Origin of the sequence: Streptococcus sp. 2020WUSS084 (assembly GCF_044427445.1) — a bacterium.
In the GTDB taxonomy this organism is placed as follows: Bacteria; Bacillota; Bacilli; order Lactobacillales; family Streptococcaceae; genus Streptococcus; species Streptococcus suis.
This window is the reverse complement of record NZ_JAOTGC010000004.1, coordinates 123,451-141,233: the sequence shown is the minus strand read 5'-3', so window position 1 is coordinate 141,233 and position 17,783 is coordinate 123,451. Positions and strand designations below refer to the sequence as shown.

Below are 17,783 nucleotides of genomic sequence, written 5' to 3'. Positions count from 1 at the left end.
ATTCATATTTCCTTTGTGATAGACTAAGTGTATTGGAAAGAAAAGGAGAGATAATGACGGTTTTAGTTCCTTACAAACGCATGCCCATTTGGAATCAGGATACGGTTCCCCAGCATTTTTTGACCAAGCACAATACCAAGGTGGGGACTTGGGCAAAAATCAAGGTCTTGAGGGGTCAACTCAAATTTGAGCCGATCTCAGATCATAATGAAATTTTAGGAGAATATGTCTATGGTCCGACAGATGATATTCCTTTTGTGGAGCCACAGGCTTGGCATCGGGTGACCTTATTGACAGAGGATACGGAGTTTTTCTTGGAATTTTTCTGTCAACCAGAAGACTATTTTGCCAAAAAGTATGACTATACGCGAACCCATTCAGAGGTCTTAGAGGCATTGAAAATCATCGAGCCTTGTAAGGTCTTGGATTTGGGCTGTGGTCATGGCAGGAACAGTCTTTATTTGGCTCAGCAGGGGTTTGAGGTAACTGCTGTAGATAAAGATGTACCAAGTATTCGGACACTCTTGCAGGTCAAGGAAGTAGAAGATTTGGACTTGCAGGCTGGGACTTACGATATTAACTCAGCTAGTCTGGAGCAGGATTACGACTGGATTATCTCAACCGTTGTCTTTATGTTCTTGGAGCGGGAGCGGGTGCCAGCTATTATCCGCAATATGCAGGAGCAGACACGGCCTAGTGGCTATAACTTGATTGTGGCGGCCATGGATACGGAGGATGCACCCTGTCCGATGAATTTCTCCTTTACCTTTCGAGCAGGTGAGTTGAAGGAATACTACCGTGACTGGGAATTGGTTAAGTACAATGAGGATTTTGGTCAGCTCCATAAGCGTGACGAACATGGTAATTTCCTCAAGATGCGGTTTGCGACCATATTGGCTAGGAAAAAAGGATAAATATTTTTTTGAAAGCACTTGCAAGGCAGGTGCTTTTGCGTTACAATGTAGGTGCAAATGGGTAAATCATATTATACTCCACGAAAATCCCCTTCTGGTTGGATAAGAGCCTTGTGTAAAATAGTCTCTGAGTTTGTATCTCTGGAGGGCGCCTACTTCTGATTTTCACAGAGTATCAGGAAAGGAGAAGTCTATGAAAAAGACTTTTGTTCGTATAGCCACATTTCTAATGTTGGTTTGCCTATTCCCTGTTCAACTTGTTCAAGCCTGTTCAGGCTTTATCATTGGGAAAGGGTTGACAACGGATGGTTCTATCCTTTATGGTAGAACGGAAGATTATCCATATCCACCAAATAATGGAGCGCACAATAAAAATTATATTGTGGTTCCAGCAGCAACCTATGCCAAAGGGGATATGTTGGTGGATGAATCATTCGGTTTCACAGCACCACACTTGGCAAATGAGTTCAAGTACACCTCTACGCCTGATGCGGCACGTGGGGATGGGTCAAACGGTAATTTTGGTGCGCATGGATTTAATGAAAAAGGTGTGTCCATGACTGCTACTGTTACAGCTATTCCAAATAAAAAAATTTTAGCTGTTGACCCATTGGTAACTGCGGGGGGACTAGGTGAGGCCATTTTGATTGACTATGTTCTTCCTAGAGTCACCAGTGCGCGTGAAGGTATTGAATTAATTGCGAAGACAATTGATGAAAAAGGTTCGGCAGAAGGGAATATCATTGTTATTGCTGATAAGAATGAAGTTTGGTACATGGAAATTTTGTCAGGTCACCAATACGTAGCCATCAAATTCCCTGAAGACAAGTATGCAATTTTTGCAAATACTTACTATCTAGGTCATGTTGATTTTACCGATACAGAAAATGTGATTGCTTCTGCAAAGGTTGAAGAAGTAGCCAAACAGGCTGAAAATTATATGATGGTTGATGGGAAGTTCCATATTGCCAAATCATATGGACCTGAGAATTATGCTGATGGTGATCGTTCTCGGACATACGCTGGTATAAAATTGTTAGATCCAGCATCGTCTGTAACCTATGAAGATGCTGTGTATGATTTGCTACGTCAGCCAACAGACCCAAGTCGTCGCTTTAGTTTACAAGATACCTTTGCCTTACAACGTAACCGTTTTGAACATCTTCCAGAATTTCGTCCAGACGATGAAGCAGGTAAGGTAAAACAAGGGGATAATGGTGCGAATGACCAAGCAGCAGATGCGACTTATAAATACGCTCTTGGTAATGAAAACGTCATCGATGCCCATGTTTATCAGATCAATAGTAGCTTACCATCAGCCTTCGGTGGCACAGTATGGTTAGGCTTAGCTCAGACAAGGAATACACCGTATGTTCCATTTTATGGTATTGTGACTGATACTTATGAAGCCTTTAAAAATCGCTCAGCTTCTTATGACACGAATTCATGGTACTGGACGGTGCAAAATATTGATAAGATGGCCATCTCACACCCAGAGTTATTTGGTACATCAATTCAAGAAAAATGGATTGCACTTGAAAAAGAATGGATTGCTGCACAGGCAGCTCTTGATGCTCAATATGCTGGACTTTCAGAAGATGCAGCCGTAGCTCTGGCTCCAACTGTAACAGAGGCAACCTTGGCTCGTTCAGCAGAAATTTTTGCGCAATTAAAAGCTGTTGAAGCTGAAATGATGGCTAAAATTGAAGCTGCAACAACTCCATCATCAAGTAGTACTGAACCATCGACCAGCACTGAGCCATCATCAAGTGGTACCGAAACTTCAACCAGTACTTCGAGCAGTACAAGTCAGTCTACAAGTGATTCTAACACAGGAGGAGCTACAGATACTTCCTCATCAAGCGGAACAGTAGTATCTTCTGATAAGAAAGTAACACCTACCAATAAAAAAGGTAAATCAAGTCTTCCTAGTACAGGTGAGCAAGTCAGCCTCTTGCTGGTGGCGCTAGGTGTTGCAGGAATTTTAACAGCAATTTTTCTTCATCGGAAAAAATCCAGTAAAGAATAAATGAATATGTAAAAGTAGGTTGGATTGATTTCAATCTACTTTTTTGAAACAATTTTGTTTACAAATGTAGTCATATGTTGTATAATTTGTTTACAGATGTAGTCGAAAGAGGAGTAACCTATGAAACAAGCAAGCTATCCCATTCAAGGTATGACCTGCGCTTCCTGTGCTATGACGGTTGAGAAAGCGGTTGGTAAATTAGCAGGAGTAGAAGAAGTCAGTGTAAACCTAGCGACTGAAAAATTGAGTGTTAGCTATGATGAAAAGCTTTTGGGACTAGAGGATATTCGTCAGGCAGTTGAAAAGGCGGGTTATCAGCTAGTCGATAACTTGGTGACTGAGTCTTATGACATTTCAGGTATGACCTGTGCTTCCTGTGCCATGACGGTTGAAAAAGCTCTGGGCAAACTAGAGGGCGTAGAAGAAGTCAGTGTTAATCTGGCAACAGAAAAGGCAACCATCCGTTATAGCCATGATAAGCAAAATCCAGCTAGTCTTGAAAAAGCAGTTGAGCAAGCAGGTTATCAACTGATCAGATTAGAAGAAGTGGAAGAGACGGCGGGTAAGGGACCAAGCAAGGAAGACAGTCTTTGGAAACGATTTGTCTGGTCAGCAGTCTTTACTCTTCCACTGCTCTATATTGCTATGGGTCCTATGTTGCCCTGGGGCGGGCTTCCATTACCAGCTTTGCTCCATCAACCGCTAGTCTATACGGTCAGCCAAGTCATCTTGCTCATCCCTGTCCTTTATATGGGACGCAGTTTTTTCCAAAAAGGCTTTAAAACTCTCTTGCAAGGCCATCCCAATATGGATTCCTTGATTGCTGTTGGGACTGGAGCAGCCTTGGTTCAAGGTCTGTTGATGATTGCTTTTCTTCTGATGGGAAAAGAAGTAGCCATGCACGGTCACCATCCAGAACTGTATTTTGAATCAGACGCCGTTATTTTGACCTTGATTACCCTAGGAAAATATTTTGAAGCTAGAGCCAAAGGTCAGACTTCTGAGGCCATTAAGAAATTGATGGATCTGACTCCCAAGACGGCCCTGGTCTTGCGAAATGGGCAGGAAATACAAGTGCCGATTGAAGAAGTGGTGGTCGGTGACCAGGTCATTGTTCGCCCAGGTCAACAGATTCCTATTGACGGTCAAGTTCTAGAAGGCCAGACACGTGTGGATGAGTCTATGCTGACGGGTGAGAGCCTGCCAGTGAAGAAGGCTCAAGGCGACAGTGTTTTTGGCGGTACCCTTAACCAGCAAGGCGCCATTACCATGCAGGCTACCAAGGTTGGTCGTGATACGACTCTGGCTCAGATCATTCGCTTGGTAGAAGAGGCTCAAGGGTCTAAGGCACCCATTGCCAAATTAGCTGACCAAGTATCTGCCGTCTTTGTGCCAGTTGTCATGGGCTTGGCTTTCTTGTCGGGTCTGGCCTGGTATTTCTTGGGGCAAGAATCATGGATTTTTTCACTTAGTATTATCATCGTCGTCTTGGTCATCGCCTGCCCTTGTGCTCTGGGTCTAGCAACTCCGACGGCTATCATGGTTGGGACTGGAAAAGGGGCAGAAAACGGTCTTCTGTTCAAGTCTGGTCAAGCTATTGAAACCCTACAAGGTGTGAATACCATTGTCTTCGACAAGACAGGGACCATTACTGAGGGCAAACCTCAGGTGACAGACATTCATCTGGTGTCTGCTAAAAATCGTGAGCAGGTCCTCCAGCTGGCAGCAAGTAGCGAGCAATTTTCCGAGCATCCCTTGGCTCAGGCTCTCCTGCAAGCAGCTCAGACAGAAAAGATTGCTCTCTTGCCTGCCACTGATTTTCAGGCTCTTTCAGGTCGTGGTCTTTCGGTGACAATAGCAGAGCAGACCATCTATCTGGGAAATGAACGGTTGATGCGGGAACAGGGAATTGATGTTTCCAAAGGACGTGCAGTTGCGGAGGCATTTGCCCATCAAGCCAAGACGCCTGTTTTCCTAGCCAGCCAGCAAGAATTACTAGCAGTCATTGCCATTGCTGATAAAGTAAAAGAGACCAGCCGTCAGGCTGTCCAGGCTCTGCAAGCCATGGGATTAGAAGTGGTCATGCTGACTGGGGATAATGAAAAAACTGCCCAGACCATTGCCAAGGAAGTCGGCATTGAGCAGGTGGTCAGTCAGGTCATGCCAGATGATAAGGCCAACCAAGTCAAGCTCTTACAAGAACAGGGCAAAACAGTCGCTATGGTGGGGGATGGCATCAACGATGCCCCAGCCCTAGCTCAAGCCCATGTGGGTCTAGCTATTGGTTCTGGGACTGATATTGCCATTGAGTCTGCCGACATTGTTCTCATGCATAGTGACATTTTGGATGTGGTCAAGGCTGTCAAACTCAGCCAGGCAACCATGCGGACTATTAAACAAAATCTCTTCTGGGCCTTTGCTTACAATGTGATTGGCATTCCAATTGCCATGGGGCTGTTACATGTATTTGGTGGACCTCTGCTCAATCCTATGTTTGCAGGTGCAGCCATGGCCCTCAGTTCAGTGTCAGTCGTCTTGAACGCTCTGCGATTAAAAACATATAAACTATAGCAAAAATACCAGTCAAAAAACTGGTATTTTTGCTTATAAACGCTTACAATAGATATATTAAGTGCAAGGGAGATATTTATGACAACCTTTATTGGAAAACCAGTGACCTTGGTAGGTCCACGATTGCAGGTGGGAGATACCGCCCCTGATTTTGTGCTCATGGCCAATGACTTGAGCCTGAAAAGCCTGAAAGACTTTGGCAAGCAGACCAAGGTCATCAGTGTGGTGCCTTCTATTGACACAGGGATTTGCGATACCCAGACCCGTCGCTTCAATCAGGAACTGGCTGACCGTGACAATACGGTTGTCGTGACTGTCTCAGCAGACCTACCTTTTGCCCAAAAACGCTGGTGTGGAGCTGCAGGATTGGAGGATGCCATCACCCTGTCTGATTACTATGACCATGCCTTTGGTAAATCCTACGGTCTACTCATGCGGGAGTGGAATTTGCTGGCGCGTGCGGTCTTTGTCCTCAATGCCGACAATGAAATCACCTATGTAGAATACCTGGACAATGTCAACGAACATCCCGACTATGAAGCAGCTTTGGAAGCTGTCAAGTAAAAGAATACATAACGGTGCCTGAAAGGGCATCGTTTTTTGATGGAATATTTTTGTCTAATTTGATATACTAAATTCAATAATTCAAAGGAGGGTCTTTTATGGAAAAGACACAGATTATTCAAGACGTTTTGGCCCTCATTCAAGACTTGAATCAGGCCTTTCAAGCAGATAAAGTAGGAACAGCTGATGAGCAACGGTTCCAGCATAATTTGACAGAGACGACACGCATATTGTCGGAGGCCAGGACGGTCACCAATACAGAACTGATTGCGATTGAGAAATTCTACCGTTCGACCAGTTTTTTGGTTGGACTGGGCGATCTGCGATTGAGTGAGACCAGCAGGCAGGCTTGGAAGGCTTTTGATCGCTACTACTACCAAACTATCAGAGAAGAATTGAAGCTCTATGGTGGCTCTGCTATTGCCCAAGTATAATAGATGATAAGAGAGGGTGAGAAACCCTCTTTTGTGCTATAATAAGTAGTAAGAATACAGTTGTTAGGAAGAGAAGAAGCGAGGTGTGCCATGTCCTACATACAAGTAAAGAATTCGTCAAAATACTACCAAATGGGGGATGCGACCATTGTGGCAAATGACGGTGTGTCCTTTGAGATTGAAAAGGGGGAGCTGGTCATCATTCTTGGCTCATCGGGTGCGGGCAAATCCACTCTGCTCAATATCTTAGGTGGCATGGATAGCAATGACGAGGGGGAGGTTTGGATTGACGGTGTGGATATTGCCAAGCTTTCAAGTCATGAATTGACCAATTATCGTAGAGATGATGTAGGTTTTGTCTTTCAATTTTATAATCTGGTCGCCAACCTGACCGCCAAGGAAAATGTGGAGCTGGCAGCAGAAATTGTCAAGGATGCCTTGGATGCCGAGGAGGTCTTGGAACAGGTCGGACTCGGTCACCGTATCAATAATTTCCCTGCTCAGCTTTCAGGTGGTGAGCAGCAACGGGTGGCCATTGCCCGTGCTGTTGCAAAAAAGCCTAAAATTCTCCTCTGTGATGAACCGACTGGTGCCCTGGACTACCAAACTGGTAAGCAGGTCTTGCAAATCCTACAAGATATGTCCCGCAAGCAGGGGGCGACGGTGATTATCGTTACCCACAATAGTTCCCTAGCCCCTATTGCAGACAGAGTGATTCGAATGCGAGATGCCCGTGTACACTCCGTTGAATTACACGCAGAACCACAGGATATTGCAAGCCTAGAATATTAGTGGGTGAAACTATGAAAAAGAAAATCTACTGGAAGGATATGAGACAATCTCTGCTTTCTTCCAAGGGGCGTTTTTTGTCCATATTTAGCCTGATGATGCTAGGAGCTCTAGCTTTGACAGGTCTGAAAGTAACAGCTCCCAATATGGAAAAGACAGCCCAAGCCTATATAGCCAGTCATCGAACGATGGATTTGGCAGTAATTTCAGGTCTGGGACTTAGTCAAGCTGACCTTGATGAATTAGAAACGATAGAAGGTGCTACTCTTGAAGCGGGCTACTTTAAAGATGTGGTTACTAATGAAGGCCAGACTGCAATTCGGCTGTTTTCAGCTCCCAAGACCCTATCGACCTATAAGCTAGTAGAAGGGGAAATGCCCAGTCAAAAGGGGCAAATAGCCCTATCAGCTTCTTTAAAAAATCGTTACAAATTGGACGATACTGTTCAAGTGACGGAGTCTGATAAGGATGGAAAAATCTTGACACAGACAAGTTTTACTCTTGTGGGCTTTGTCGCATCAGCAGAAATTTGGGACAATGAAACCATGGGCATGGCTGCAAGTGGTGATGGGCAGTTAGGTGGCTATGGCCTTGTGAGTCAGGATATCTTCAAATCAGAAGTTTACACTATTGCCCGTATTCGCTATGATGATTTGGTTGATTTACCATATTACAGTCAGGCCTATCAAGACAGGTTGGACCAGCACCAAGAAGACTTAGAAAAGTTATTGGCTAACAATGATGAACAACGATTGGCAGCTATTCAGTCAAATGGACAGACAGATATTTCAAAAGGGGAAGAGGAAATTGCTCAGGCTCAATCCCAGCTTGAACAGGCAGAGTCAGAACTGGAAACAGGGGAGGAGCAATTAGCGACAGGTCGTAGAGAGTTTGCGCGTGGTAGGGCTAAGGTTGTCCAAACGGAAGCTGAATTACGAGCCGCCCAAGCCCAACTATTAAAAAATAAGTTTGAATTGGAAGAAAGTAAAAAGGAATTGGATGGGCGTAAGGCTCAATTAGAACAGACTGCTTCGTTTCTAGACGGCTATCAGATGGAATTAGAAACGTCAGCCCAGCAGTTAGAAGAGGCCAAGCAAGAATTGGATTCCCAAAATGCCCAACTGAGTCAGACCGCATCTCAGATTTCCACAGGGCGAGCTAGTTGGTTTCAAGCTCAGCAAGAGTTAGACCTTGAAATTGCCAATCACTTGCAAGAAGGTCAAACCCTCTCAGACTATCCTGACTTGTTGGCTAGACAGGAAGGTTTGGATGTTGAGAAAAGCCGATTAGACCAAATGGAATCTGCACATGAGCAGGCCAACCAAGCCTATTTACAAGGTTATGATTACTATCAAACCAAACAAAATGAATACAATAGCAATCTAGCCCAGTACCAAACTTGGAATCAAGAATATCAGGCAGGTTTGGCCCGTTATCAAGCAGGTTTGAGTCAGTATGAACAAGGCATTGCAGCCTACAATAAAGGAGTAGAAGACTATGAATGGGGACTGAGTCAGTTAGAGTCTTCAAATCAACTGCTCCGTCAGGAAGAACTCCGTTTGGAGAAGGCTGATAAAGAGTTAAGTCAAGCTCAATCCCAATTTTCTGAGAAGAAAGCCACGGCCAATCAAGAAATTAGCCAAGCTCAAACTGAGATTGCTCAGGCTAAATCCGACTTAAGTAAGCTGAAAAAAGCGCCCTATCAGGTCTATACTCGATCAAGCCTACCAGGTGGGGATGGCTATACTACCTATAGCAATGCGACTAGGTCTATTGCTGCAGTGGGCAATGTCTTCCCAGTTGTTCTCTACCTTGTCGCAGCTCTAGTGACTTTTACCACCATGGCCCGTTTTGTCGATGAAGAGCGAACACAGTCAGGTCTCTTCAAGGCCCTTGGCTATACGAATAGACAGATTATGGCTAAGTTCATTCTCTATGGTTTGGCGGCAGGTCTGGTAGGAACAATAGTCGGTATAATAGCAGGCAATCTCCTCTTGTCTCCACTCATTTCCAACATTATTACGCAGACAACCGTGATTGGACCAGCTAAACTTCATTTTTATCCCCTTTGGACAGGTTTAGCCTTGCTCCTGTCTTTGGCTTCCTCGGTCCTGCCAGCTTACTTGGTGGCTCGTCGGGAGCTGACAGAAAAACCTGCTCAGCTACTTTTACCTAAGCCACCGGTTACAGGCTCTAGCATTTGGCTTGAAAAATGGCCGGCTATCTGGTCTCGTCTAAGCTTTACCCACAAGGTGACAGCCCGCAATATCTTCCGCTACAAGCTTCGTATGCTTATGACCATCTTTGGAGTAGCAGGGACCGTCGCCCTTCTTTTTGGAGGACTGGGTATCCGTTCCTCCATCTCAGGAGTTGTCCAACGACAGTTTGGGGAGCTAATCCATTATGATATGTTGGTGGTGGAAAATAGCAGAGCTACTGAGGAAGAGTTGGATAAGTTAACACATTTTCTTCAGTCAGATCAGGTTCGCCAATCCTTGCCAGTGGCATTTGAACAGCTCCATCAAACGGTGGAAGAAAACGGTCAGAGAAAGAATTTATCGATTAGTCTCTACATTTCAGACCGTCGGGATTTTGGAAATCAAGTCAGTCTGGAAAGTTCGACAGGTCAGCCTATTAAACTGAGTGACAGGGGGATTGTTCTCACAGAAAAATTGGCGCAAATCTACGGGGTCTCAGTTGGTGATAAGTTATCACTGATCTTGGAAGATAAGGAAGTTTCAGTCAGGGTAGAGGCTGTGGCTGATATGTACGCAGGGCATTTTATCTATATGACAGATAGCTACTACGAACAAGTGATCGGAAAGCAGAAGACTGCCAATGCCTATCTGGTTCAGTTGAAAGATAGTCAGTTGGGGCATATTCAGACTCTTGCAAGTCAACTCCTAGCGATGCCAGCAGTCAGAAGTTTGGTTCAAAATACTTCTCTTATAGACATGCTTACCACGATTGCGGGCTCGCTTCAGACCATCATGACCATTCTAGTCATCCTATCCATCTTGCTTGGCTTGGTTATTCTTTACAACCTTACAATTATCAATATGTCCGAACGGATTCGTGAATTATCCACCATCAAGGTACTGGGCTTCCACAATAAAGAGGTGACCATGTACATCTATCGTGAAACCATTGCCCTTTCGCTGATTGGCATGTTGGTTGGACTGGTTGGTGGTATTTATCTCCACAAGCTCCTTCTTGCCATGATTGGTTCGGACAGTATCCGCTTCAATCCATCTGTCGGACTAGAAGTCTATCTCATTCCTATCTTAGCCATTAGTGGAATTTTGGCTGCTCTTGGTTGGTACATCAATCATCATCTGAGAAAGGTGGATATGTTAGAAGCACTAAAATCTGTTGAGTAATGTTTATCACACGGAAAATCCTAGTCACTGACTGGGATTTTCTATTATTCCAGCCCTCCCTAGTCCACTAAAACATACGTTTCATGCTATAATAGAGACATGAAAAAAAATAAATTATTATTGATCGATGGCTCTTCGGTAGCCTTCCGTGCTTTCTTTGCACTTTATAATCAAATTGATCGTTTTAAGAGTCCGACAGGCCTTCACACTAATGCTATCTACGGCTTCAATCTCATGCTGGACCACATGATGAAGCGGATTGAGCCGACCCACATTCTTGTGGCTTTTGATGCTGGAAAGACCACTTTCCGTACGGAGATGTATGCAGACTATAAGGCCGGTCGTGCCAAGACTCCAGACGAATTCCGTGAGCAGTTTCCTTTTATCCGTCAGATGTTGGATGCCATGGGAGTCAAGCATTACGAACTGGATCGGTATGAGGCAGATGACATTATCGGTACCTTGGACAAAATGGCAGAGCGGACAGACATTCCTTTCGATGTGATAATTGTCAGCGGTGATAAGGATTTGATCCAGCTGACTGATGAGAATACCGTAGTCGAAATTTCCAAGAAAGGCGTAGCCGAATTCGAAGAATTTACCCCAGCCTACCTCATGGAAAAAATGGGGATTACCCCTACTCAGTTTATTGACCTCAAGGCTCTAATGGGAGATAAGTCCGATAACATCCCTGGGGTGACCAAAATCGGTGAAAAAACAGGTCTAAAACTCCTGACAGAATTTGGTTCTTTGGATGGTATCTACGAAAACATTGACAGCATGAAGGCTTCTAAGATGAAAGAAAACCTGATTGCTGATAAGGAGAAGGCCTTCCTATCTCGTACACTTGCTACCATTGATACTCAGGCACCAATCGAAATTGGTCTGGATGACATTGTTTATCAGGGTCCTAAGGTGGATGAACTGGGACAATTTTATGATGACATGGGCTTCAAGCAATTAAGGGCTCAGTTAGGTACGACCAGCTCACAAGAGGAAGCGGTACTCGATTTCCAAATCGTAACGGAAATCAGCCCCGCTATGCTCAAACAAGACCAGTTTTTCTATTTTGAAATCTTGGGTGAAAATTATCACCGAGAGGATTTGGTTGGTTTAGCTTGGGGGGATAAGGAGAAAATCTATGTCGGAGGGCCTGAGCTACTTGATAGTCCAGTCTTGCGTGACTTTTTAGAAAACCAAACCATAAAAACCTATGACTTTAAGCGTGGAAAAGTTCTTCTAGACCGAAAAGAGATTACGCTACCTCCAGCTACTTTCGATAGCCGTCTAGCCAAATACTTGCTTTCCACCGTTGAGGACAACTCCCTAACAACCATTGCCAACCTCTATGGTCAGACCAGTCTTGTTCCAGATGAGGCAGTTTATGGCAAGGGGGCTAAGTTAGACTTGCCTGAACGTGAGATCTTTTTCCCACACTTGGCACGTAAGGTTCAGGTTTTGATTGAGACAGAAGAGCCGATGCTGACCAAATTAGAAGAAAATCAGCAATTAGATCTTTTGTTTGACATGGAGTTGCCACTGGCAAATGTTTTAGCCAAGATGGAAATTGCTGGTATTAAAGTGGAAGCTGAGACTCTCAAAACTATGCAATCTGAAAACGAAGTTTTGATTGACCAGTTGACCAAGGAAATCTATGAACTAGCTGGTCAGGAATTTAATATCAATTCGCCTAAGCAGCTTGGGACCATTCTCTTTGAAGATATGGGCCTACCGTTGGAATATACCAAGAAGACCAAGACAGGCTATTCAACAGCAGTGGATGTCTTAGAACGCTTAGCACCAATTGCACCAGTTGTTTCAAAAATCTTGGAATACCGTCAGATTACCAAGCTTCAATCAACTTATGTAGTCGGCTTGCAGGATGCCATTTTAGAAGATGGTAAGATTCATACCCGCTATGTACAGGATTTGACCCAAACAGGTCGCCTATCTTCGACGGACCCTAACTTGCAAAATATTCCTGTTCGTCTAGAACAAGGGCGCTTGATTCGTAAGGCATTTGTGCCATCGCTTGAAAATAGTGTCCTTTTAGCATCGGACTATTCACAGATTGAATTGCGCGTCTTGGCTCATATTTCTCAGGACCAGCATTTGATTGAGGCCTTCCAGCAAGGTGCAGATATTCACACTTCGACAGCTATGCGGGTCTTCGGTATCGAAAAAGCTGAGGATGTGACACCAAATGACCGCCGGAATGCCAAGGCTGTAAACTTCGGTGTCGTCTATGGTATTTCAGATTTCGGTCTATCCAATAACTTGGGGATTACACGTAAGGAAGCTAAAGCCTATATCGATACCTATTTTGAACGCTTCCCAGGAATTAAGAATTACATGGAAACCATTGTTCGTGAGGCACGTGATAAGGGTTATGTAGAGACGATTTACAAACGCCGTCGTGAATTACCAGATATAAACTCTCGCAATTTCAATGTCCGTAATTTTGCGGAACGAACAGCCATCAACTCACCAATTCAAGGTTCGGCTGCAGATATTCTCAAAGTAGCCATGATTAATCTTGATAAGGCTTTGACTGAAGCAGGTCTTGCGACACGTATGTTATTGCAAGTACACGATGAGATTGTTTTGGAAGTCCCGGTGGCAGAGCTAGAAACGGTAAAAGCTATGGTAAAAGAGACCATGGAATCGGCGATTAGCCTGTCTGTACCATTGATTGCGGATGAAAATGAAGGTTCAACATGGTATGAAGCAAAGTAAGAAAGGAAAAAGTATGAAAAAATTAATTCTTTGTATTGGTCTATGTAGTCTTCTGCTTGCAGGTTGCGGAAAAGCATCGCAGAAGACTGAGAAAACACCAGCTTCTTCAGGGGAAGAGTTTTCAACCACCTTACCGATTTTGCAAGAAAAACAGGATACTACGAACGAACAGTTCAATGTTTTAGCAAATGCAGAGGTTGTAGCTGTTAATAGTACACCACCTGCCGACGAAACACAAAAAGGCCACAAGATTTATGCGGCCAATAATGGTGTTGCTGAAAAAGATGAAAATGGGAACATCAAGGAATTTTTCCGTTATTATGATGTGCCATCTACTTGGACAATTAATGCAGAAAATACTAAGGATGAGACAGTCGCTGCAGTCTATGATGTTAAAGAAGGTTCCAGCAATTACATGGTCCAACTCTATAATATCAATGCTTTTAATCAGTCTCCATTGGAAGAAGGTCGCAATATGACGCCGGAGGAATTAGAAGCACGGATGGTTGAAACAAATCATTCTTTCAATGAAAAGACGGTTGTCACAATCAATGGTCAGGAATGGCAGGTTGGGCGACAGTTATTAACAGATCAAAAATTAGCTCGTCTGACTTTTTATCGGATGGAATCGACAGCTGCTTATGATGACTCCGTGGTTGTTGGTTCAATCTATTATTCCTTAGATCCAGGAGATGATAAAAAGCGTACCAATCTTAAAAAGGTTATCGGCCAAGTTAAGGATGTTGTGTACCAAATTGCTAAAAAATAATCAAGGTAGACAAGCTATAATCAGTAACGAGTTAAAATTGACAAGATTGTGTTATAGCACACCTTATTCATTAAGTTTTTATTGATTCTAACATTTAATATACATTAAAGGAGGTCTCTATGTCTTATTCCTTCCAAAATCCTAGTCAAGACATTATCTTTGACTATTTGAAAAAGGCTAAGACCATTGCAGTGGTCGGTTTGTCTAGTCGAGAAGAGACAGCAGCCTACCGTGTTTCCAAGCTCATGCAGGAAGCGGGTTATAAAATTATTCCGGTTAATCCCAAGGCTGCTGGTGGGACTATTTTAGGCGAGTTGGTCTATAGTAGTCTAGCAGAGATTGACCAACCTATTGATATTGTAGATATTTTCCGCAGAAGTGAATTTTTACCAGAGGTAGCACAGGAATTTATCCAGTCGAATGCCAAAGTTTTCTGGGCTCAACTTGGATTAGAAAGTCAAGAAGCAGAAAAACTGTTGCGTCAGGCAGGTCGTAACGATATTGTCATGAATAAATGTATCAAGATTGAATATCTTGAAATGAAAGAACAATACGAATAGAGGCTGGGCAAAAAGCCCAGCCGCTACTACTCAGAGTTCGTGTCAACATCTCAGCGCAGTGGTTGATTGGCAGATTTGTTCGTGTATTACACTCCAAATCTGACCTAATCAACTGTGCGGGGGTGAGAAGACGAACTCTTTTTTAGACCAGTCGAGTTCTTTCTCACTCCCTTTTTCATCGAAAAAGCAGCTCAATGAACCATTGAACTGCTGGATGACTCTAAGTGAGGAGCGCTTAGAATTGGAACAAATTACTACACATGGCGTAAAAATAGAAAGGAAGAAATCTGCTCTAATGCTAAGCAAGTTAAAATAATCCTTTGACGCTCCTCAGTCATAGTATAACACAATCCAACTGTTTGCACCAATTATTGCTATATTTTTTTCTTAAATATCGACGCAAAAACTTATATAAAAACAAGAGCAAATATCGCTCTTATTTTTATACGTAACTCATTTTCTTAGCCTGATCATCTAAAATTTCTTCATGGAAGTGCATTTGTGCAGCATAGTGATACGGCCATACATATAAACCTGCCAACCCAAATGTAATAATGACAAGAAGGAACCAACCAATGAAAGATAAATCAAGTGTAAAGCGTTTGAATTTGTAACCTTTCATCAACTTTCGACTAGACCGAATGATTGAAAAAGCGCCTGTATATTCCTCGCGTTCCAATTGTTCAAACAAGATATATTCTACCTGTGAGTAAGCATAGATTTGTGGAATATAAAGAGCCAACCCTAAAAGCATAAGTAAGATGCCTCCCATGGCCATTAATCCCAGTATGGCAAGGATTTCCATAGGGAGTGCATTAGGGTCCAAGGTTTGACTGGATGCAGCTATAATCGTAATCATCGTTCCAGCACCAATAAGTAGACCGATACCAAGGTAAAACAGGATCCCCCAAAGGAAGAGCAAGAAACTTTTTAAAATGTAAGTTCGAAAGATTTTCCAGAAATCTTTATGATTGAAAATGCTCAAGGAATCTTTGAATGATGTGGTAGTTTTGCCCCCTTTGATGATATCGAAGATAGTCCATATGACTGATAATGACAACATTCCTAGTAGCAATCCGTAAAATATTGGAAACAAGGAGGTAGAAATAAAGTAGCTAGGACTAGCAAGTTCCTCAGCTGATACTCCAGCAAGGCTATTGCGAGAGAAAGAAATTAACTGAACGATAACAGAAATGGTGACGGGGATGACGGCCACTTGATAGATACCAGGTGTCTCGTTTAGCGTTTGGCGAGCCCGCTCACGTATATTAAAAATTGTAAACATCTACATAACCTCCTTATCTTAACATTGTAACATAATTCTAGATGACAAGCTAGGCTTTTTTTGATAGACTGGAAGGTGCTGTGGTATAGTCGTTTAGTTTGCTTTTATGAAGTACGGCAGAGCGAGTTCAAATACTCTAGTGGAGTGTTTGAAGTTGGAAATAGGGAGTGGGAAAGAACTAGACTGGTCAAAAAAAGTTCGTCAACAAGTCCTAGTTTTAAGTTGTTGAGCTGAAACAGTCTAACCCCAGATTGTTTCAGCCAATCAATCACTGCGCTGAGATGTTGACACGACCCCTAAGAAGCGAGGTTGGTCTTGAGCCCAACCTTTCGCTCGTCGAAGTAATCAAAGATAAACTAAATGACTATAATTTGTCAGTTTGTTGTGATGCGCCTATCTATTTACTGTTAAATAAGTAGAAGACAAGGTAAATATCGCTGAAATAAGCGAGAACATTTAAGACATTCTGATGGATTAGACCATGCAAGATTAAGAAACTGTATTCACAGTAAAGTGCTTTTATGTATGATATGAAAGAGCTGAACTGTGAATCCAGAACTAATATCCTAGGACTGTTTTTCCTAGCGGGAGGTAAATAAAATATGACAGATGTTCCAATCAAGTATCGCTTGATTAAGAAAGAAAAGCACACAGGTGCACGTTTGGGCGAAATTATTACCCCACACGGGACCTTTCCAACCCCCATGTTTATGCCAGTTGGAACTCAGGCAACGGTAAAAACCATGTCGCCTGAAGAATTGAAGACGATGGGTTCAGGAATTATCTTATCGAATACCTATCATTTGTGGCTTCGTCCAGGTGACGAATTGGTGGCGCGTGCAGGTGGTTTGCACAAGTTTATGAATTGGGATCAACCGATTCTGACTGACTCAGGTGGTTTCCAAGTTTATTCTTTGGCGGATAGTCGCAATATCTCAGAAGAAGGAGTGACCTTCAAAAACCATCTCAATGGTAGTAAGATGTTCCTGTCGCCTGAGAAGGCTATTTCCATTCAGAACAATCTGGGCTCGGATATTATGATGAGTTTTGATGAGTGTCCGCAGTTCTACCAGCCTTATGACTATGTGAAAAAATCCATCGAAAGAACAAGTCGTTGGGCAGAACGTGGTCTCAAGGCTCACCGCCGTCCGCATGACCAAGGCTTATTTGGTATTGTACAGGGTGCTGGTTTTGAAGATCTTCGTCGCCAATCAGCCCATGATTTGGTTAGCATGGATTTTCCAGGATACTCTATTGGAGGATTGGCTGTTGGTGAAACACACGCTGAAATGAATGCTGTCCTGGACTTCACGACCCCTCTTTTACCAGAGAATAAACCACGCTACCTCATGGGGGTTGGAGCACCAGATAGCTTGATTGATGGCGTAATTCGTGGGGTTGATATGTTTGACTGTGTATTACCAACACGTATTGCGCGTAATGGAACCTGTATGACCAGTCGTGGACGTCTTGTAGTGAAAAATGCTCAGTTCGCTGAGGACTTTACACCGTTAGATTCAGAGTGCGATTGCTACACATGTAAAAACTATACACGTGCGTATCTCCGCCATTTACTTAAGGCCGACGAGACGTTTGGTATTCGTTTGACAAGTTATCACAACCTATACTTCTTGATTAATTTGATGAAGAATGTCCGCCAAGCAATCATGGATGACAACCTTTTGGAATTCCGTCAAGACTTTATGGAAAAATACGGTTACGGTAAAAACGGCAGAAATTTCTAGAATAAAC

The 17,783-nt window shown here is 43.3% G+C and carries 12 protein-coding genes; 11 read left to right on the top strand and 1 reads right to left on the bottom strand.

Going from position 1 to position 17,783, the window contains the following annotated elements; genetic code table 11:
- The first annotated feature begins 53 nt into the window (after positions 1-53).
- The 10 genes from tehB (at position 54) to ODU50_RS03845 (ending at position 14,746) form a co-directional block, all read left to right on the top strand.
- The gene (tehB, locus tag ODU50_RS03890) at positions 54-914 is read left to right on the top strand and encodes an SAM-dependent methyltransferase TehB (RefSeq protein ID WP_105153335.1); all 861 of its coding nucleotides are present in this window, start codon (positions 54-56) and stop codon (positions 912-914) included.
- Between the two features lie 193 nt (positions 915-1,107).
- A complete protein-coding gene (locus ODU50_RS03885) occupies positions 1,108-2,943 on the top strand; it encodes a C69 family dipeptidase (RefSeq protein WP_105153336.1) in 1,836 nt (611 codons plus the stop codon).
- Positions 2,944-3,063: 120 nt separating this feature from the next.
- Positions 3,064-5,514: a heavy metal translocating P-type ATPase gene (locus ODU50_RS03880; protein WP_105153337.1), complete on the top strand. Its 2,451-nt coding sequence runs from the start codon at positions 3,064-3,066 to the stop codon at positions 5,512-5,514.
- Positions 5,515-5,592: 78 nt separating this feature from the next.
- The gene (gene tpx / locus ODU50_RS03875) at positions 5,593-6,078 is read left to right on the top strand and encodes a thiol peroxidase (protein ID WP_105121833.1); all 486 of its coding nucleotides are present in this window, start codon (positions 5,593-5,595) and stop codon (positions 6,076-6,078) included.
- Positions 6,079-6,176: 98 nt separating this feature from the next.
- Positions 6,177-6,512, top strand: coding sequence for a hypothetical protein (locus ODU50_RS03870; RefSeq protein WP_024406736.1), 336 nt, complete (start codon positions 6,177-6,179; stop codon positions 6,510-6,512).
- A gap of 90 nt (positions 6,513-6,602) precedes the next feature.
- On the top strand, positions 6,603-7,304 hold the full coding sequence (locus tag ODU50_RS03865; protein ID WP_024406738.1) for an ABC transporter ATP-binding protein: 702 nt from the start codon (positions 6,603-6,605) through the stop codon (positions 7,302-7,304).
- 11 nt (positions 7,305-7,315) lie between these two features.
- Positions 7,316-10,681, top strand: coding sequence for an FtsX-like permease family protein (locus tag ODU50_RS03860; protein ID WP_105153338.1), 3,366 nt, complete (start codon positions 7,316-7,318; stop codon positions 10,679-10,681).
- A 99-nt stretch (positions 10,682-10,780) separates the two neighbouring features.
- On the top strand, positions 10,781-13,417 hold the full coding sequence (polA, locus tag ODU50_RS03855) for a DNA polymerase I (RefSeq protein ID WP_203181182.1): 2,637 nt from the start codon (positions 10,781-10,783) through the stop codon (positions 13,415-13,417).
- The gene (locus ODU50_RS03850; protein ID WP_105153350.1) at positions 13,404-14,186 is read left to right on the top strand and encodes a glucose-6-phosphate isomerase; all 783 of its coding nucleotides are present in this window, start codon (positions 13,404-13,406) and stop codon (positions 14,184-14,186) included. The genes polA and ODU50_RS03850 overlap by 14 nt, the downstream gene beginning before the upstream one ends.
- A gap of 119 nt (positions 14,187-14,305) precedes the next feature.
- Entirely contained in the window at positions 14,306-14,746 is a 441-nt protein-coding gene (locus tag ODU50_RS03845; RefSeq protein ID WP_105153340.1) for a CoA-binding protein, read from the top strand.
- A 442-nt stretch (positions 14,747-15,188) separates the two neighbouring features.
- Here the strand turns inward: ODU50_RS03845 and ODU50_RS03840 are convergent, their stop codons facing one another.
- Positions 15,189-16,031, bottom strand: a complete 843-nt coding sequence (locus ODU50_RS03840) for a DUF975 family protein (protein ID WP_105153341.1) — start codon at positions 16,029-16,031, stop codon at positions 15,189-15,191.
- A gap of 602 nt (positions 16,032-16,633) precedes the next feature.
- Between ODU50_RS03840 and tgt the strand changes: the two genes are divergently transcribed.
- A complete protein-coding gene (gene tgt / locus ODU50_RS03835) occupies positions 16,634-17,776 on the top strand; it encodes a tRNA guanosine(34) transglycosylase Tgt (RefSeq protein ID WP_100881585.1) in 1,143 nt (380 codons plus the stop codon).
- Positions 17,777-17,783 lie beyond the last annotated feature (7 nt).

What these genes read in the sequence shown, in the direction of transcription:
- tehB (WP_105153335.1), top strand. Translation starts at nt 54, where the DNA reads ATGACGGTTTTAGTTCCTTACAAACGCATGCCCATTTGGAATCAGGAT.
- ODU50_RS03885 (WP_105153336.1), top strand. Translation starts at nt 1,108, where the DNA reads ATGAAAAAGACTTTTGTTCGTATAGCCACATTTCTAATGTTGGTTTGC.
- ODU50_RS03880 (WP_105153337.1), top strand. Translation starts at nt 3,064, where the DNA reads ATGAAACAAGCAAGCTATCCCATTCAAGGTATGACCTGCGCTTCCTGT.
- tpx (WP_105121833.1), top strand. Translation starts at nt 5,593, where the DNA reads ATGACAACCTTTATTGGAAAACCAGTGACCTTGGTAGGTCCACGATTG.
- ODU50_RS03870 (WP_024406736.1), top strand. Translation starts at nt 6,177, where the DNA reads ATGGAAAAGACACAGATTATTCAAGACGTTTTGGCCCTCATTCAAGAC.
- ODU50_RS03865 (WP_024406738.1), top strand. Translation starts at nt 6,603, where the DNA reads ATGTCCTACATACAAGTAAAGAATTCGTCAAAATACTACCAAATGGGG.
- ODU50_RS03860 (WP_105153338.1), top strand. Translation starts at nt 7,316, where the DNA reads ATGAAAAAGAAAATCTACTGGAAGGATATGAGACAATCTCTGCTTTCT.
- polA (WP_203181182.1), top strand. Translation starts at nt 10,781, where the DNA reads ATGAAAAAAAATAAATTATTATTGATCGATGGCTCTTCGGTAGCCTTC.
- ODU50_RS03850 (WP_105153350.1), top strand. Translation starts at nt 13,404, where the DNA reads ATGAAGCAAAGTAAGAAAGGAAAAAGTATGAAAAAATTAATTCTTTGT.
- ODU50_RS03845 (WP_105153340.1), top strand. Translation starts at nt 14,306, where the DNA reads ATGTCTTATTCCTTCCAAAATCCTAGTCAAGACATTATCTTTGACTAT.
- ODU50_RS03840 (WP_105153341.1), bottom strand. Translation starts at nt 16,031, where the DNA reads ATGTTTACAATTTTTAATATACGTGAGCGGGCTCGCCAAACGCTAAAC.
- tgt (WP_100881585.1), top strand. Translation starts at nt 16,634, where the DNA reads ATGACAGATGTTCCAATCAAGTATCGCTTGATTAAGAAAGAAAAGCAC.